Source organism: Streptomyces sp. NPDC048197, assembly GCF_043202395.1.
Classification (GTDB): domain Bacteria; phylum Actinomycetota; class Actinomycetes; order Streptomycetales; family Streptomycetaceae; genus Streptomyces; species Streptomyces siderophoricus.
Map to the genome: position 1 here is coordinate 272,212 of NZ_JBIDAJ010000003.1, position 17,154 is coordinate 289,365.

The 17,154-nt window shown below is 74.4% G+C and carries 14 protein-coding genes; 6 read left to right on the plus strand and 8 right to left on the minus strand.

Annotation, left to right across the window (positions count from 1 at the left end):
* Positions 1 to 80: 80 nt before the first annotated feature.
* On the plus strand, positions 81 to 2,531 hold the full coding sequence (locus tag ACGF4C_RS06500) for a transglutaminaseTgpA domain-containing protein (protein ID WP_393563763.1): 2,451 nt from the start codon (positions 81 to 83) through the stop codon (positions 2,529 to 2,531).
* Positions 2,532 to 3,326: 795 nt separating this feature from the next.
* Here the strand turns inward: ACGF4C_RS06500 and ACGF4C_RS06505 are convergent.
* From ACGF4C_RS06505 to ACGF4C_RS06515, 3 genes are all read right to left on the minus strand, one after another.
* Positions 3,327 to 3,722 (minus strand): DUF3040 domain-containing protein, encoded by a 396-nt coding sequence (locus ACGF4C_RS06505; RefSeq protein ID WP_030415502.1) that lies wholly within the window; start codon positions 3,720 to 3,722, stop codon positions 3,327 to 3,329.
* 259 nt (positions 3,723 to 3,981) lie between these two features.
* A complete protein-coding gene (locus tag ACGF4C_RS06510; protein WP_393563765.1) occupies positions 3,982 to 4,737 on the minus strand; it encodes a methyltransferase in 756 nt (251 codons plus the stop codon).
* A gap of 247 nt (positions 4,738 to 4,984) precedes the next feature.
* Positions 4,985 to 5,500 carry an SAV_6107 family HEPN domain-containing protein gene (locus ACGF4C_RS06515; protein WP_393563767.1) on the minus strand — a complete coding sequence of 172 codons (516 nt, stop codon included), beginning with the start codon at positions 5,498 to 5,500 and terminating at the stop codon, positions 4,985 to 4,987.
* A 250-nt stretch (positions 5,501 to 5,750) separates the two neighbouring features.
* Here ACGF4C_RS06515 and ACGF4C_RS06520 point away from each other — a divergent pair, with 250 nt between their 5' ends.
* The 5 genes from ACGF4C_RS06520 to ACGF4C_RS06540 all read left to right on the plus strand — a co-directional run bounded on the left by ACGF4C_RS06520 (position 5,751) and on the right by ACGF4C_RS06540 (position 12,109).
* Entirely contained in the window at positions 5,751 to 6,641 is an 891-nt protein-coding gene (locus ACGF4C_RS06520; protein ID WP_393563768.1) for an ATP-binding cassette domain-containing protein, read from the plus strand.
* Positions 6,613 to 8,820, plus strand: a complete 2,208-nt coding sequence (locus ACGF4C_RS06525; RefSeq protein WP_393563770.1) for a YhgE/Pip family protein — start codon at positions 6,613 to 6,615, stop codon at positions 8,818 to 8,820. The genes ACGF4C_RS06520 and ACGF4C_RS06525 overlap by 29 nt, the downstream gene beginning before the upstream one ends.
* A 35-nt stretch (positions 8,821 to 8,855) precedes the next feature.
* Positions 8,856 to 9,479, plus strand: a complete 624-nt coding sequence (locus tag ACGF4C_RS06530; protein WP_030415497.1) for a TetR/AcrR family transcriptional regulator — start codon at positions 8,856 to 8,858, stop codon at positions 9,477 to 9,479.
* 416 nt (positions 9,480 to 9,895) lie between these two features.
* Entirely contained in the window at positions 9,896 to 10,516 is a 621-nt protein-coding gene (locus ACGF4C_RS06535; RefSeq protein ID WP_393563771.1) for a DUF4126 domain-containing protein, read from the plus strand.
* Positions 10,517 to 10,585: 69 nt separating this feature from the next.
* A complete protein-coding gene (locus ACGF4C_RS06540; RefSeq protein ID WP_393563772.1) occupies positions 10,586 to 12,109 on the plus strand; it encodes a phytoene desaturase family protein in 1,524 nt (507 codons plus the stop codon).
* A 107-nt stretch (positions 12,110 to 12,216) separates the two neighbouring features.
* On the opposite strand, the gene ACGF4C_RS06545 is transcribed toward ACGF4C_RS06540, so the two are convergent.
* The 5 genes from ACGF4C_RS06545 to ACGF4C_RS06565 all read right to left on the minus strand — a co-directional run bounded on the left by ACGF4C_RS06545 (position 12,217) and on the right by ACGF4C_RS06565 (position 17,114).
* On the minus strand, positions 12,217 to 13,461 hold the full coding sequence (locus tag ACGF4C_RS06545) for a hypothetical protein (RefSeq protein WP_393563774.1): 1,245 nt from the start codon (positions 13,459 to 13,461) through the stop codon (positions 12,217 to 12,219).
* Between the two features lie 36 nt (positions 13,462 to 13,497).
* Positions 13,498 to 14,415, minus strand: coding sequence for a methylenetetrahydrofolate reductase [NAD(P)H] (gene metF, locus ACGF4C_RS06550; protein ID WP_310727685.1), 918 nt, complete (start codon positions 14,413 to 14,415; stop codon positions 13,498 to 13,500).
* Positions 14,416 to 14,524: 109 nt separating this feature from the next.
* On the minus strand, positions 14,525 to 15,175 hold the full coding sequence (gene thiE / locus ACGF4C_RS06555) for a thiamine phosphate synthase (RefSeq protein WP_351538958.1): 651 nt from the start codon (positions 15,173 to 15,175) through the stop codon (positions 14,525 to 14,527).
* 128 nt (positions 15,176 to 15,303) lie between these two features.
* Positions 15,304 to 15,669, minus strand: coding sequence for an Rv2175c family DNA-binding protein (locus ACGF4C_RS06560; protein WP_030807602.1), 366 nt, complete (start codon positions 15,667 to 15,669; stop codon positions 15,304 to 15,306).
* A gap of 161 nt (positions 15,670 to 15,830) precedes the next feature.
* Positions 15,831 to 17,114 (minus strand): NAD(P)/FAD-dependent oxidoreductase, encoded by a 1,284-nt coding sequence (locus tag ACGF4C_RS06565; protein WP_393563777.1) that lies wholly within the window; start codon positions 17,112 to 17,114, stop codon positions 15,831 to 15,833.
* Positions 17,115 to 17,154 lie beyond the last annotated feature (40 nt).

Genomic DNA, 17,154 nt, shown 5'->3' on the forward strand with positions numbered 1-17,154 from the left:
CGGCCGGTGCGGAAGCACCACGCGTACGGGGATGGATACGGTGACGGCCTCGCCGGCCTCGCGCGAGGGGAGGCGGACGGATGAGCGGCCGGGCACGACTCGCGCTGTGTGCCGCGCTGGCCACCCTGGGTGCCGCCGGTGCGCTACTGCCGCTGGTGGATCCGGTCAGCTGGATCTTCCAGGCGGCGACCCTGCTGGCGATCATGACCGGGGTGGGCGCGCTGGCCCGCCGGGTCCCGCTCGCCGGACCGCTGACGATCGCCGCCCAGCTGCTGGTCCTGGTCCTGCTGCTGACCGTGCTCTTCGTACCGGCCGACGCCGTGCTCGGCCTGCTGCCGGGCCCGGACGCGGTCACCGCGTTCGGCCGGCTGCTGCGGAGCGGCGTCCAGGACGTCGGCCGGTACGCCATCCCCGCCCCGGTCACCCCCGGCATCCGGCTGCTGCTGGTCGCCGGGGTGCTGCTGATCGGCCTGATCGTGGACGCCCTGGCGGTGACGTACCGCAGTGCCGCGCCCGCGGGCCTGCCGCTGCTCGCGCTCTACTCGGTCGCGGCGGGGCTGGCCCAGGGCGGTGCGGGCTGGCTGTGGTTCCTGATCGCGGCGGCGGGCTATCTGCTGCTCCTGCTGGCCGAGGGCCGCGACCGGCTCTCCCAGTGGGGCCGGGTCTTCGGCGCCGCGGTTCCGGGCCGGCCGGGCGGCGGGCCGGGTTCCGCGGCCGGCGGACCGGCCACCGCGCCGGTCCGTACGGGCCGGCGGATCGGCGCCCTGGTCCTCGGCATCGCCCTCGTGGTGCCCGCCGCGCTGCCCTCCCTCGGCGGCGGACTGCTCGGCCCGACCGGCAGCGGCCCGGGCCGCGGCGGCGGGGGCGGCACGATCTCCGCGGTCAACCCGCTGGTGTCGCTGCAGGACAGTCTCAACCAGCCCGAGGACCGCGAGGTCCTCAACTACCGCACCACCGCCGCCGATACCCGCGATCTGTATCTGCGGATCGTCGCCCTCGACCAGTTCGACGGCACGACCTGGAAGCCGTCCGAGCGCACGGTCACGGACGTGCCCGAACGGCTGCCGGAGCCACCCGGCCTCAGTTCCGCGGTCGGGCGCGAGCGGATCAACACCTCCATCTCGACCGCCGGGTGGTACGCGCAGAACTGGCTTCCGCTCCCCTATCCCGCGTCCCGGGTGGACATCTCCGGCCGCTGGCGCTTCGAGCCACAGGGCCGCACGCTGGTCGGCGACCGCGGGCAGAACACCCGCGATCTGCAGTACCAGGTCGAGAGCCTCCAGGTGCGGCCCACCTCCCAGCAGCTGGCCACCGCCCCGGCACCGCCCGGCGAGCTGCTGCGCGAGTACACCAAGGTGCCCGCCTCGCTCCCCCCGGTCGTCCGGTCCACCGCCCGCCAGGTCACCCGGGGCGCCCCGACCGCCTACGCCAAGGCCGTCAAGCTCCAGGACTGGTTCGCGCTGTACGGCGGCTTCACGTACAACACCGAGGTCCGGGCCGGCAGCGGCGCCGAGGCGATAGCCCGGTTCCTGCGGCAGAAGGAGGGCTTCTGCGTCCACTTCTCGTTCTCGATGGCGGCGATGGCCCGCACGCTGGGCATCCCGGCCCGGGTCGCGGTCGGCTTCACCCCGGGGACGAAGCAGCCCGACGGCACGACCTCGGTCAGCCTCAAGGACGCGCACGCGTGGCCCGAGCTGTATTTCCAGGGCATCGGCTGGACCCGTTTCGAGCCCACGCCGAGCCGCGGCAGCATCCCGGACTACGCCTATCCCGACACCTCGGGCAGCACCGAGCCGGGCCGCCCGGACCCCGCGCCGGCCCGGCCCGCACCGCCCACACAGGGCCCGTCGGCGACGCCCTCGTGCGGCCCGGGTGAGCATCCGGCCGACAGCGGAGCGGACTGTCCGGCATTGCCTGCGCAGTCCGGCGCCCGCCCGTCGGACGGTGGCCCGTCCCCCTGGGCGGTGGCCGCTCTCGGTCTGGTCGCGCTGCTCGTTCTGCTGCTGCCGCTGGTCCCGTTGCTGTGGCGGCTGCGGCTGCGCTCCCGGCGACTGACGCCCGGCGGCCCGGACGGGAGCGGGGCGACGGACGCCGGCGGGGCGGCGGCCGTGCTGGCGGCCTGGCAGGAGCTGCTGGACACCGCCTGGGACTTCGGGATCGTCCCGGACGAGTCGCTGACCCCGCGCAGGGCGGCCGCCCGGATCGTTCGCGTCGGGGAATTGCCACCGGAGCCCGCTGCCGCCGCGCACCGGGTCGCGGAGGCGGTCGAGCAGATCCTTTACGCCCCCCGCCCCCGGCCGGTCGCCGGACCGGCCGGCGACGTCCAGCAGGTGCTGACCGGATTGCGGGCCGGTGCGCCCCGTGCTCTGCGACTGCGGGCCCTGTTCGCCCCGCGCTCGGCCGCCCGCCTCCGCCGCGCCGGCACAGCCCGCTGGGCGACCCTGCGCCTCCGCTGCCGTACGAGCCCCCCGGTGACCGCACTACGGCGAGCGACGTCCACGCTCCGGCGGGGGCGGCGACAGCGGGCGTAGGCGCAGGGCCAAGGGCCCAGGGCGCGGGGGCGGTTTCCGGGCCTCGGGGGCGGGTCCGGGGCGTGGGGTGGGCCCAGGGCGCGGAGGGCGTCCGTCGGGAGGGCGCGGGGCGCGTCCGCTGGGCGGGCCCGGCGGCGGCGTGCAACGGTCGCCCCGGGGGCGTCCGGGACGTGGGGCGCTTCCGGGACATGGGGCGGGCCCAGCGCGCGGGCGTCCGTCGGGCGGGCCCGGCGGCGGCGTGCGACGGTCCGTGTCGTCCGGCAGGGTCAGGGGCAGCTGAGGGTGCCCGCTGGGGGCAGGGGTACTCGGCAGCGCCAGGGACGCTCGGCAGGACCGCAACGGCCGGCGGGACCTCGGCGCCCGGCAGGGTCAGGGGCTGAGGGGTGCCCGGTGGGGGCAGGGGTGCTCGGCGGGGCCAAGGGCGCTCGGCAGGGCCGCGACGGCCGGCGGCGCCGCGACGCCCGGCGCACGCCGCACGCCGCACGGCGAGAACGCGACGCCCGGCCATAGCCGTGACCGCCGGCAGGCTAGGTAGGGGGCCAGTACGGCCGGTACGGCCACGGCGCCCGGCCCCGCTGGCCACGTACCCAGCCGGCCCGGCGCCGCCGTACCGCCCGCCGGCACGGCGCAGTCGGCAGCACAGCCGGCCTGCCTCGGAAGGACGTGCCGGCGGCAGTGAAAACTTGCCGGCGGCAGCAGAACGTGCTGTGGCCGCCCGAAAGGATCGGGCGGCCACAGCACGGAATATCGGGGACGCGGCGACGGCGCGTCAGGGGGAGGACGTTCAGAGCGGGGTCAGTGGCCCTGCTGCTCGTCGCGGCGGCGCTGCCAGCGGTCCTCGATGCGGTTCATCATCGAGCGCCGCGGCCGGGCCTGACGCCGCGCCGGGCCCTCGGCGCCGGCGCGCTGTTCACCGGGCTTGGGCGCCTTGCGCCACCCGGTGACCGCCAACACGGCGCAACCGAGCATCACGAGGAATCCGACCACGCTGATCCAGATCTGCTGCGCGACCATGCCGGCCATGAGCAGGGCGATACCCACCAGGAAGCCCGCGACCGCTTGGTAGACCCGTCGCCGGGTGTACGTACGCAGCCCGCTTCCCTCAAGCGCTGTCGCGAACTTGGGATCTTCGGCGTACAGCGCTCGCTCCATTTGCTCGAGCATGCGCTGCTCGTGCTCCGAGAGCGGCACGGAGTCCTCCTACTCGTCGGTCGCGGGGGGCGACCGGGGTGCGACCCTTTCAGGATAGGCAGGGAATCGCCCCCGTGAAACCCGCCCCTCGACGCCAGTTCACTGTCCGGGCCGCCGTGGCGGCCGGGGGTGATGCTGCCTGCATTCCCCACCCGCCTGTCCGTCATGCCGGAACGTCGTACACCGATCATACGGGGCCAAGGGGCTGATCGGGTGGCCTGTGGCCGACCGCACGCAGCCGCCGGGCCCGCTCCCCGGATCAGTCGCGCTCGGCGAGGACGTGCAGCTGGGTCGCGACGGCGTGGAACGCGGGCTGCTCGGCGGCGGCCGCCTCCAGCTTCAGCAGGGCCTCCATGGCACCCGGCTCGGTGTCGACAAGCACGCCCGGGACCAGGTCGGCGAAGACCCGGACCCCGTGCACCGCACCGACCTGCAGGCCGGTGGCGGAGACCAGGCCGGTGAGCTGTTCGGCGGTGAACCGGCGGGGCACCGGGTCGCCCTCGCCCCAGCGGCCGGCCGGGTCGGTGAGGGCCTGGTGGGCCTCGGTGAAGTGGCCGGCCAGGGCGCGGGCGAGCACGGCACCGCCGAGGCCGGCCGCGAGCAGGCTGAGGGTGCCGGCCGGGCGCAGCGCGTCGACGGCGTTGCGGATGCCCTCGGCCGGGTCGTCGACGTACTCCAGCACGCCGTGGCAGAGCACGGTGTCGTAGCCACCGCGCTCGACCACGTCGAACAGGCCGTGGGCGTCGCCCTGGACGGCCCGGATCCGGTCGGCGACGCCGGCCTCCGCGGCCCGGCGCTCCAAGGCGAAGAGGGCGTTGGGGCTGGGGTCGACGACCGTGACGCGGTGGCCGAGGCGGGCGACCGGCACGGCGAAGTTGCCGGTGCCGCCGCCGGTGTCGAGGACGTCCAGGGCGTCGCGCCCGGCCGCCTTGACCCGGCGCTCCAGGGCGTCCTTCAGGACGTCCCAGACCACGGCGGTACGAAGGGATGCGCGCGGGCGCAGCGGGTCAGACACGGCGGGTGGCTCCTCGGCGGGGGCATGAACATCCAGTCGTCCACCACCCTATTCCGTCCCGCGCCGTCCGCCGTCCTCGGAGCCCCGCGGAGCGGGTGAGGGCCTGATCACCCGCCCCGCCGGGGCCTCGCGGACCGTCCGTGACGCTCCCCCTCGGAGCCCCGGGGCCCGACGCCGGCGACGCGCTCACTCCGCCGGTGCGGACCCCGGGCTTCCCTTTGCCGGGCCCGCTCATTGCGGGGCCCGCTCACCCCGCCCGCTGGGGCGGCAGCGGCGGCTGGAGGAGCAGCATCCGTTCGACCAGGCGCAGGAACATGGCGACGTCCCGCAGGAGGTCGTCAGCGTCCCGGCTGCTGGCCGCGCCGGCTATCCCGGCCTCGGCCCGGGCCCGGCGGGCGGCGCCGGAGGCGAACAGGGCGCTCCACTCGGTGAGTTCGGGCGCGACCTCGGGGAGGAGGTCCCAGGCGCTGCGGATGCTTTCCCGGCGGCCGCGCCGCGGAGCGGCACCCGGCCTGCGGCGTAGGGTGGGCTCCGGACGGGCGCGCACGGCGAGGACGGCGGCTGCGGTGCGCAGCGCGGCCAGATGGGCGGTGGCGAACCGCTCGTTGGGGGCTTGTAGGGTCCGCGCTTCTTCGAGGCCCTGCTGGGCCTGGGCGAGCAGGGCCAGGGCGGCGGGTGGTGCGGCCGCCCGGCGCAGGACGGGGTGGACATCGCTCGGGGGACCGTACGCAGCGGAACTGGCCCCGGTGGGACGAGCTGCCATGACGAACCTCCTGTCGTCACATGCCGGTTCGGGGCCGAACGCTGATTCGGCCCGTCTGACCCCATCGTGCGGCACACCACTGACAATCGGCCCTGACCTGCACATTCGCCGGCCGGACGGCGGATTTCGCGCGGAGTGGGGCAAGCGCGGGCGATTCCCGGCCCGAACCGTTTCACCGGACCCCCTTGCGGAAGGCGGGGTGGGATGCGGCATACTTTTTGCACTGACCAGTCAGTACAAGGAGGGGATCGTGGACAGCACCCCGCACGGGGCGGCGGTCACGGCCGAGCGGTTCGGGGTCAAGGGCCCCCGCGGCTGGGCGTTCCGGAACGTCGACATCACGGCCGGCCCCGGTTCGCTGATCGCCGTACAGGGCCCGTCCGGCTCGGGCCGTACGTGTCTGCTGCTCGCGCTCACCGGCCGGATGAAGTCCGCCGAGGGCACCGCCGGGATCGGCGGGCTGGCGCTGCCCAAGAAGAAGGCCGCGGTCCGGTCGGTCACCGCACTCGCGCATGTGCCCGGGATCGCCGATCTCGAACCTGCCCTGACCGTAGGCGAGCACCTGCGCGAACGCGCCCTGTTGCAGGGCCGGTTCGGCGGTTCGCTGCGTGCCCTGCTGCGGCCGCGCCGGGAGCGCCGGGCCGAGGCCCGCGCCCTGGTGGACGACGCGCTGGCGGCGGCCGGGCTCGACCTCGCGGCACTGCCCAAGGGGATCCGCACGTCGGTGCGCGACCTGGAGCGGCTGGAGGCGCTGCGGCTCTCCGTGGCGCTCGCGATGATCGGCCGGCCCCGGCTGCTGGCCGTCGACGACACCGACCTGAAGTTGTCCGACGAGGAGCGCACCGCCGCCTGGGAGATGCTGCGCGGCATCGCCGCGGCCGGCACGACCGTCCTCGCGGTGTGCAGCGAGCCGCCCGGGGACGGCGCGGACGTGGTGCTGGTCCGGACCGGCAACCGCCCGGAGCGGACCGGCGGGCCGGACGCCGCAGACGCGCGGGACACGGGCGCGGAGCCCCCCGCGCAGGGGCCCGAGGAGCCGGCCGCCGGGGACGGCGACGGAGACGGCGAGGCCGAGGACGACGACGCGAAGGACGACGAGGAGGGGGCGGCCGATGCGCTCGCCGAAGCTGGCCGCGCTTGAACTGAAGCGGTTCGGGAGGGGGAAGCTGCCGCGCGCCGCTCTGGCCGCGCTGCTGCTCCTGCCGCTGTTGTACGGCGCGCTCTACCTGTGGTCCTTCTGGGACCCGTACGGGCGGCTGGAAAAGATACCGGTCGCGCTGGTCAACGAGGACAAGGGCGCCGAGGCCGGCGGGAAGCACCTCTCCGCGGGCGACAGCATCGTCGACGGCCTCGCGGACAGCCACACCTTCGACTGGCACCCGGTGGGCGCCGCGGAGGCCGCCCGGGGCGTGGAGGACGGCACGTACTACCTGTCGCTGTCCATCCCGAAGGACTTCAGCCGGCGGATCGCCTCCAGTTCGGGCGACCACCCGGAGACCGGCGCCCTCAAGGTGCGCACGAACGACGCGAACAACTACATCGTCGGGCAGATCTCCCGGACGGTGTTCTCCGAGGTGCGCGCGGCGGCCTCGAAGAAGGCGTCCCGCACGTTCCTGGACAAGATCTTCGTCTCGTTCTCGACCCTGCACGACAAGACCCAGGAGGCCGCGGACGGCGCGGGCCGCCTCCGGGACGGCATCGGGCAGGCCGAGGACGGCGCCGGCAAGCTGGCCGACGGTCTGGGCAGCGCCAAGAACGGCAGCGGCAGGCTCGTCACCGGCCTCGGGGACCTGAACGCGGGCGCCGGGCGGCTCTCCCGGGGGAGCGGCGACCTCGCCCGCGGCGCCGGTACGGCCGCCGACGGCTCGCGCCAACTGGCCGACGGCGCCGGGCAGGTGGCCGACGGGACGCAGCAACTGGCCGACACCGTCAACGGCGTCGTCGGCAAGGTGGGGCCGTTCGTCCGGGCGCACGGCAAGGAGATCGGCGAGGCCGCCCGGCTCGTCGCGGACGGCTCGCAGGCGGTCCACGACCACCTGGACAAGCTGCCCGCTGCGGCCGCCACGGGGGCCAAGCTCTCCCGGGGCATCTCCGACCACCTCGCGACCTACTACCGGCTGCGCTGTGAGAGCGGGGTCACCCTCGACACCTCCTGCGCCGAACTGAAGCGGATCAAGGACCAGGCGGCCACCGCGGCGGACAAGGCCGAGGAGGTCAGCGGCTACGTCCACGACCAGAAGAACCTCGACCGGCTGGGCCGGGACCTGGACACCCTGCACTCCCTGGCGAGCGAGCTGGCGCAGCGCGGCCCCACCCTGGGCGCCGACATGGACGCCGCGGTCAAGAAGATCAACGACCTCAACGACGGTGCGCACAAGGTGTCCGCGGGCGCCCGCAAGCTGGCCGCGGGCAATGCGCGGCTGGCCGCCGGCGCGGACCGGCTGAACGACGGCGCGCACCAGCTGCACGACGGCACGGGCCGGGCCGCGGCCGGGATGCAGGACCTCGACTCCGGGGTGGGCAAGCTCAAGGACGGCGCACAAACCCTGGACGGCGGCATGTTCAAGCTCTCCGACGGCTCGCAGAAGCTGGCCGGCGGGCTGCACGACGGGGCGAAGCGGATCCCCGACTACGGCAAGAAGGCACGCGACGCCCGCACCCTGGTGATGTCCGACCCGGTGCAGCTGGCCTCCGGCGCCGCCCACAAGGCGCCCAACTACGGCACCGGTTTCGCGCCGTACTTCATCCCGCTGTCGCTGTGGGTCGGCGCCATGGTGGCGTACATGCTGATCCAGCCGCTCAACAGGCGGGCGCTGGCGATGGGCGCCTCCTCCTGGCGGGTGGCGGTCTCCGGCTGGCTGCCGGTGGTCGGCGTGGGCGTACTGCAGACCGCGGCCCTGATGTCCGTACTGCACTTCGGGCTCGGCCTGCAGATGGCCAGGGCGGCCGGCACGCTCGGGTTCCTGGCGCTGGTCACGGCCTGTTTCTCGGCGATCGTGCAGTGGCTGAACGCACAGTTCGGGCCGGCCGGCCGGATCCTGGTGCTGGCGCTCCTGATGCTCCAGCTGACCTCGGCCGGCGGCACGTACCCGGTGCAGACCAGCCCCGGCTTCTTCGGCGCCATCCACCCGTATCTGCCGATGAGTTACATCGTGGAGGGGCTGCGCCGGCTCATCACCGGGGGCGACCTCGGGCCCGTATGGCAGGGCAGTGCGGTACTGGCGGCCTTCACCGTCGGCGCGCTCCTGCTGACCTCGCTGACCGCCCGTGGCCGCCAGGTGGTCCGGATGAAGGACCTCCACCCGGAGCTGAGCCTGTGAGCACGCACACCCCGGAGAGCGGCACAATCCCTGCCATGGACAGCTCCAACACACGCCGCGACGCCACCCGGCGCAAGCTCTTCGAAGCCGCGGTCACACTCATCGCCGAACAGGGCTTCTCCTCCACCACGGTGGACGAGATCGCCGAACGGGCGGGGGTCGCGAAGGGCACGGTCTACTACAACTTCGCGAGCAAGAACGTTCTCTTCGAGGAGCTGCTGCGGCACGGCATAGAGCTGCTGGCGACCTCCTTGCAGGCGGCCGCCGACGAGGTCACCGACCGGGGCGGCAGCCGGATCGACGCACTCGACGCGATGATCCGGGCCGGCCTGGACTTCATCTCCCGCTACCCGGCGCTCACCCAGCTCTACGTCGCCGAGCTGTGGCGCACCAACCGCGCCTGGCAGTCGACGCTGATGGTGGTGCGGGAGCGGGCCATCACGGTCGTGGAGAACGTGCTGCGCGAGGCGGTCGACCAGGAGGAGCTGAGCGAGGAGATCGACATTCCGCTGACCGCCTCGGCACTGTTCGGGATGGTCCTGGTGGCGGCCCTGGACTGGCAGTCGTACCAGCCGGACCGGTCGATCGACGATGTGCACGCCGCGTTGTCGCGGCTGCTCCAGGGCCGGGTCAGCGGCCGTTCCGCGGAAGGCCGGTGATCACCGGCCACCACAACAGCGGGTAGCTGCGGACCGACCGCAGAAATGGACGAGTGCGCGCCGTATTGGTCAGGTACGGCGCGCACCCCTTTGTGTTCCCCCGCGGGCCCGCACCGGAGAGTGCGCCGCCCTGGCACGGATCGTTCCCCCTCCGATCCGACCAGGGCGGCGTTTCCCCCGTGCTCCCCCGTGGAGCCCCCGTACTCCCCCGTCGTTCCCCCGTCTCCCCCGTCACGTCCGGGAGCCGCGCCGCTCCGCCGCCCCGTGTCGGCGGTGCGGCGCCGCTTCCCTTCCGTGGCCCCCACTCTTCCGTCCGGGCGGCCGCCGGCCCATCCGCGTACCTACTCATCTGGCCGTCTGAGTACGGATACTCAAAACTGAGCACCGGGCCCCACGGGCGGCCTACGATCTGCGGCGTGTCCGTACTTCCCTTGGTTTTCACCAGTGGCTGGGCGAGCGGGATCAACGCCTACGCCGTCGTCCTGCTCCTCGGCCTGCTCGGCACGGCCGGCGTCACCGACGACGTGCCCGCCGCGCTGCAGCGCCCCGACGTGCTGATCGTGGCCGGAGTGCTCTTCCTGGTCGAGGCGATCGCCGACAAGGTCCCCTACCTCGACTCGGTCTGGGACGCGGTGCACACGGTCGTCCGGCCGGTCGCGGGCGGCGTGGTGGCGGCGCTGCTGGCCGGGCACGACGGGTCGCTGCCCCAGCTGGCGGCGGGCGCGGTGGGCGGCTCCACGGCGCTGCTGAGCCACTTGGTCAAGGCGGGCGCCCGGATCGCGGTGAACACCTCGCCGGAGCCGGCCAGCAACATCGTGCTGAGCCTGCTGGAGGACCTGGGCGTGGCCGGGATCGTGGTCCTCGCGGTGTTCCATCCGCTGATCGCGGGGTCCATCGCGGCACTGCTGCTGCTCACGGGCATCGTGGTGGTGGTCCTCCTGTGGTCGCGGATCCGCCGGTACCTGCGCCGGCGGCGGGCCCGGCGCGAGGAGAAGCGGCTGGCCGCGGCGGGCGCCGGGGTGCCGCCGGCGGGCTGAGCGGGCCGCCGGCCGCGGCCGCACCCGCCCGTTCCGGCGTTGTCGGTGGCGGCGGATAAGGTCGCAGGCATGGCACGGATTGCGGTGATCGGCGCCGGGATGGGCGCGATGGCGGCCGCTGCCCGGCTGGCCGTCGCGGGCCACCGGGTGGCGGTGTTCGAGCGTGCCGCGACGCACGGCGGCGCGGTGCGGCAGCTGGCACGGGACGGTTTCACCTTCGACACGGGACCGGGCCTGCTGCATCTGCCCGCGGTCTACCGCGACCTGTTCCTCAAAACCGGCCGCGAGCCGCTGGAGAGCTGCCTGGAGCTGTCCCAGGTCGATCCCGCGAGCCGCCATGTCTTCGCCGACGGTACGGCGGTGTCGCTGCCCAACGCCTCGCGGGCCGGGGTCCTCGCGGCGCTGGACGAGGCGCTGGGCGCGGGGGCCGGTGAGCGCTGGAGCGAGCTGGTGGGCCGCGCCCGCGAGGCCTGGGACGCCGCCCGCCGGCCGCTTCTGGAGGAGCCGCTGTGGCAGGACTGGCGGGTGCTGGGGCGCGATCCGTATCCGGCGGTGCGCCGGCGCGGGCTGTTCGGCCGGCGCGACAAGGGGCCGACGACGGCCACCCTCGCCGAGATCGCCCACCGCGAGCTGGCCGATCCCCGGTTGGTCGCCCTGCTGGAGAGCCATGCGCTGGCGTACGGCCTGGACCCGCGCCGGGCCCCGGCGAGCGCCGCGGTGCTGCCGTACATGGAGCAGACCTTCGGCAGCTGGTACCCCCACGGCGGTGTGCGGGCACTGGCCGACGCGCTGTACGAGCGCTGTCTGGCCCGCAAGGTGGAGTTCACCTTCGGTGCGGAGGTGACCGGGATCGCCGAGAAGGACGGCCGGGTGGCGGGCGTCGAGCTGGCCGACGGCCGGCTGGAGGAGGCCGCCTTCGTGGTCGCGGGCCTCGATCCGGCCCGGTTGCCCGGGCTGCTGGGCGGTCGCGAGCCGTACGGCGCGGACGAGGTGCGGCCGCGCCCCGGACCGGCGGACCGCGCCCCGGGGCGGCTGACGGTCTGTCTGGCGCTGCGCGGGCCCCGCGAGGCGGGCGCGGTACACCGCACGGTGGTCCATGCCCCGGACCGTGCCGCGGAGTTGGCGGGCGTGTTCGGGGACGGTGGCGGGGGCCCGCGGACGCCCTGTGCGCGGCCGACGGTGACGGTGCTGCGCCCGGACGACCCCACGACGCGGCCCGACGGGGAGCACGAGGCGGTGACGCTGTCCGCGACGGTCGCGCCGCACGGCCCTGGGGACCGGCTCGACGGTGCGGCCGTCGAGGAGGTGGCCGACCGGCTGACGGCGGTGGCCGAGGCCGCGGTGCCGGGGCTGCGCGAGCGGGTGCTGTGGCGTGAGGTGCTGCCGCCGGCGGACGGGGAGGCGATACCGGCCCCCGCGCTGCCGGGCCAGGAGGGCCGCTTCCTGCGGCCCGGGAACCGCACCCGGATACCGGGGCTGTACGCGGTCGGCGGCTGGTCACACCCGGGCGGCGGTCTGGCGCACGCCGGGATGTCCGGGGCGCTCGTCGCGGGCCTGATCGTGCACGGCGACGACTGGCACGGCTCCACGTAGGGCCGGGCCGGGGCGGTCGGGGGTCGTCAGGGGCGGTCGGAGCGACCCGGGGACGTCAGGGGCGGGCCGCAGCGGGCCGGGACGAGCCTTCGGCTCTCGGCCCCTGCTCAGTAGCGGTACGGCCGGCCGTCGTAGTCCTGCTGCTGATACGGCGGGTAGGGCTGCTGCTCGGGCGGGAGTTCGTCACCGCGCTGCTGCGGGACCCAGACCCCGCCGGGTGGCGGCTCGCCGTAGCCCTGGCCGGGGTTCGCTCCCGCCGGCTGGCCCTGGCCGTCGTACTGCTGCCCGCCGTAGGACGCCTGGCCGTAGGGGTCGGGCTGCGCGTAGGGGTCGGGCTGGGCGTAGGGGTCGTAGGGCGCGGCGTACTGCTGGCCGCCGTAGGGGTCGGAGTAGCCGGGCTGGCCGGAGCCGTCGCCGTAGGCCGCGTACGGGTCGCCGTAGGGGTCCTGGCCGGCCGCGGGCGCGCCGTAACTGCCGCCGTAGCCATAGCCGTTGGCGTCCCCGGTGCCGCTGCCTGCGGTGCCGTCCGCGGTGGCGCCGTACGCGTCGTAGCCGCCGAAGTCGCCGTAATCGCTGCTCTGCGGGGCTCGGGCGTCCGGGCTGTAGATGCCGTACTGGCCGGTCTCCTCGGGCATCGGCTGCGGCGCGTAGACGGTGGTGGCGTCGAAGGCCTGGGTGGCGAACACGCTCCGGTCCTGCGGGTCCTGGTACGGGTCCGGACCGCCGTAGCCGCCCGCGCCGTACCCGCCGGTCGCGTAGTCGTAGGAGCCCTGACCGGCGACGGAGTCCTGGCCGGCGTAGGACTCCTGACCCGAGTAGGAGTCCTGACCCGCATAGGCATCCTGGCCGGCGGCGTACGGGTCCTGGCTGTCGTAGCCGTCCTGCCCGGGGAAGCCGGGGCTCTGGAAGCCCCCGGTGCTCTCGAAGGTGTCCGGGCCCCCGTCCGCGCCCCGCCCGGGGCCGGCCTGCGGACCGTCGGCCGGGCCGCCACCGGGACCGTCGGCGGGCGGCACCGCCTCGACGTCGGAGACCTGCAGGGACGGCTCCGCGGCGGGCGGGCCGGACCGGCGGCCGCGGCGCCGCCGGCTCTCACCGGGCTTGCCGCCCAGCGCCCAGCCCTCGGTGAAGCCGCGTTTGAAGGAGAGCGTCACATTGGTCTGGCCGGTGGCGAACGCGATCAGACCGACCCCGATCACGATCACCGAGGGGATGATGACGCCGATGACGACGCCGAGGAAGCCGACGAAGGCGAGCAGCCGCCAGCGCAGCCGGGCCTTGTACTGGAGCAGCACCTCGCCAAGCAGCCACAGGGCGACCAGACCGAACGCGATGTAGAGGATCGTCCAGCCCATATACGCCCCTCTTCCGCCGCTCGCCGGCCACCGTGATCAGGGCCGCTGATGCAGCCCCAGATTCTCGTAGATTTCCAGAGTCGCCGTGGAGTGGTTGAGGGTAATGAAGTGCAACCCGGGCACGTCCTCGGCCATCAAGCGCGAACACACCTCGGTCGCGTACTCGATCCCAATGGAGCGTACCGCCGCCGGGTCGTCCTTGACGGCCAGGATGCGCTCGGCCAGTTCGGGCGGGAACGCGGCATTGCTGAGCTGCGCGAACCGCTCGATCTGACGGACGTTCGTGACCGGCATGATCTCCGGGATGATGGGTGTCTGGCAACCCGCCGCCGCGACCCGGTCGCGGAGCCGGAAGTAGTCCTCCGGGTAGAAGAACATCTGGGTGATGGCGAAGTCCGCCCCGGCCCGGCACTTGGCGACGAAGTGGGTCACGTCGGTGTCCCAGTCCGTCGAGCGCGGGTGCATCTCGGGGAAGGCGGCGACGCCGACGCAGAAGTCGCCGGACTCCTTGATCAGCCGGACCAGGTCGGCGGCGTAGGAGACGCCGTCCGGGTGCTTGATCCACTCGCCCATGGGGTCACCGGGCGGGTCGCCGCGCAGCGCGAGCATGTTGCGGATCCCGGCGTCGGCGTACTGGCCGATGATGTTGCGCAGGTCGGCGAGGGAGTGGTTGACCGCGGTCAGATGGGCCACCGGGGTGAGGGTGGTGTCCGTGGCGATGCGCTCCGTGGCGCGCACCGTGCCGTCACGGGAGGTGCCGCCGGCGCCGTACGTGACGGAGACGAAGGTCGGGGAGACGGCCTCGATCCGGCGAATGGCGTTCCACAGGGTCCGCTCACCCTTCTCGGTCTTCGGGGCGGCGAACTCGAAGGAGTAGGACTGCTTGCCGGAAGCGAGCAGCTCGCGCACGGTCCGTGCGCGATCAGTCCTGGTGGAAGCTGTACCTAGGGCCATACGGGCAGGTTAACCAGCAGCCGGTCACACACCAACCGTCATCGGCGTTATGCCTGGTTGGTCCGGTTCATGTCCAGTGGGTGGACATTTTGCGGCCCGCCGGGGCCCGTCAGGCGTCCCAGGTCCGGATGCGCTTGGCCAGTGCGGCGGCCGCCGCGCCCGGATCGTCGGCCTCCGTGATCGCGCGGACCACCACCACCCGGCGGGCGCCGGCCGTCAGCACCTCGTCGAGGTTGCCGGCGTCGATCCCGCCGATCGCGAACCAGGGGCGCTCAGGGGCGCGCGCGGCGGTGTACCGGACCAGGTCCAGGCCGGGGGCGTGCCGGCCCGGCTTGGTGGGGGTCGGCCAGCAGGGGCCGGTGCAGAAGTAGTCCACGCCCGCTTCGGTGAGCGCGGCGTCCACCTCGGCCTCGGCGTGCGTGGAGCGGCCTATCAGGACGTCCGGGCCGAGCAGGGCGCGGGCGGCCGGGACGGGCAGGTCACCCTGGCCGAGGTGCAGCACATCGCTGCCGGCGGCGTGCGCCACGTCCGCCCGGTCGTTCACGGCCAGCAGCTTGCCGTGCCGCCGGCAGGCGTCCGCGAAGACCTCCAGGTGCCGCAGCTCCTCGCCGGCCTCCATGCCCTTGTCGCGCAGCTGGACGATGTCGACCCCCGAGGCGAGCACCGCGTCCAGGAACTGCGGGAGGTCGCCCTGCTTCCGGCGGGCGTCCGTGCAGAGATAGAGCCGGGCGTCGGACAGGGCCTGTCGTGCGGTGCTCATGGGCGGCTTCCCCCCAGGTCAGGGGCGTACGGACCGGGTCTTCCGGTCCGTACGCCCCGAAAGGTGGTTACGGATCGAGGTGGCTGCGGAGGCCGCCGCGGCTGCCGGGGGCGACCACGGCGGCGGCGTCAGACGGCGAGGGCCTGGGCCCGGCGCTTGACCTCCGTGCCGCGATTCTCGCGCAGCGCCTGCGCCGGGGTGCCGGGCAGGCTCTCATCCTCGGTGAACAGCCACTCCAGCATCTCCTCGTCGGTGAAGCCGTCGTCCTTGAGGAGGGTGAGGGTACCGACGAGGCCCTTGACCACCTTGTCGTCCTTGATGAAATCGGCGGGCACCTGGAGCACCCGGTTCTCACCGCGGCGCACCGCGATCAGCTGGCCCTCCTTGACCAGCTGCCGGACCCGGGTCACCTCGACGCCGAGTTGTTCGGCGATGTCGGGGAGGGTGAGCCAGGCGGGGACGAGTCCATCGATCTTTGCGTCAATCTCGGTCACAGGACAAGCCTGCCACCTCGCACTGACAGCCGGTAGCCGGGCATCCCCGTCAGGGCCTTTCCGGCACACCGGAGAGTGACGACGCGCCCTCGGCGCGCCCGCCGGTGCGCCTGCGGTACCCCTGGGCCCCCGATGCCCCCGATGCCCCGGCCGCCCGCCGGCTACAGCGCCGCGGCCTTCAGCGGTACCGCCGCGTTCGCCGCCCGCTCCCGGTCCAGCGCCACACCCCGCTCGATGAGCTTGCGCCCCTGGGCGAGGTCCCGCGGCCGCCCCACGGCGAGCAGGGCGACCAGCCGGCCCGCCAGGCTCCCGCCGGCCGGCGTCCCGCCCGGCCCCCCGGCGCCGCGCAGCCAGAGCACCGACCAGGCCGCGCCGGAGGGATCGCCGCGCCACACCAGCTCGTCGGAGTCCACGTGGTGGCCCACGTACTGCACGAACCGGCCGAACTGCTCGGACCAGAAGTACGGGACGGGGTCGTAGACCAAGCCCTCCGATCCCGCGCGGGCGATGTTCTCGGCGACCGTACGGGGGCCCTGGAGGGCGTTGTCCCAGTGGTGGACCAGCAGGCGGGTGCCGTATCGGGTGGAGGGGAAGGAGGCACAGTCGCCGACCGCGTAGACATCGGGGGCGGAGGTGCGCAGCCGTTCGTCGGTGAGGACCGAGCCGTCCTCGACCGAGACCTCGACGCCCGAGCCGGCGAGCCAGGCGGTGGCGGGGCGGGCGCCGATGCCGACGACCACCGCGTCGGCGGGCAGCACCGTGCCGTCGGCGAGGGTGACCGCCCCGGAGGTCACGGCGGCGACCCGGGCGCCGAGCCGCAGCTCGGCGCCGGCGTCCGCGTACCAGCCGGTCATGTGGGCGGCGACCTCGGCGGGCAGCGCACCGGCCAGCGGGCGGTCGGCGGCCTCGACGACGGTGACCGCACAGCCCGCCTCCCGGGCCGCGGTCGCGAACTCGGCGCCGATCCAGCCGGCCCCGACGACCACGATCTCGTGCTGGGCGGCGAGCACCGGCCGCAGCCGTTCGGCGTCGTCGAGGGTGCGCAGCAGGTGGACGCCGGGCAGCCCCTCGCTGCCGGGCAGCGTGATCGGGTCGGCACCGGTGGCGATCACCGCGTGGTCGTACGGCACCCGGCCCGCATCCGTCTCGACCACGCGCTCCTCCGGGACCAGGGCGGTGACCCGGCGGCCGAGGTGGAGGTCGATGTTCAGTCCGGCGAAGTCGACGTCGAAGGCGGAGCCGTCGGCCTTGCCCAGCAGGACCGCCTTGGAGAGCGGGGGGCGGTCGTAGGGCTGGTGCGGCTCGTCGCCGATCAGCGTGATCGTGCCGGGCCAGCCCTGTTCCCGCAGGGCGACCGCGGTCTGCACGCCCGCGATTCCGGCGCCGACGATCACCACGCGCGGCGTGCGGTCAGGGGCCTGGGAGGACTTGCTCTGCTCGCTCACCCGATCACTCTAGGACGGGCGGCGACGCGGCTCGCAGCAG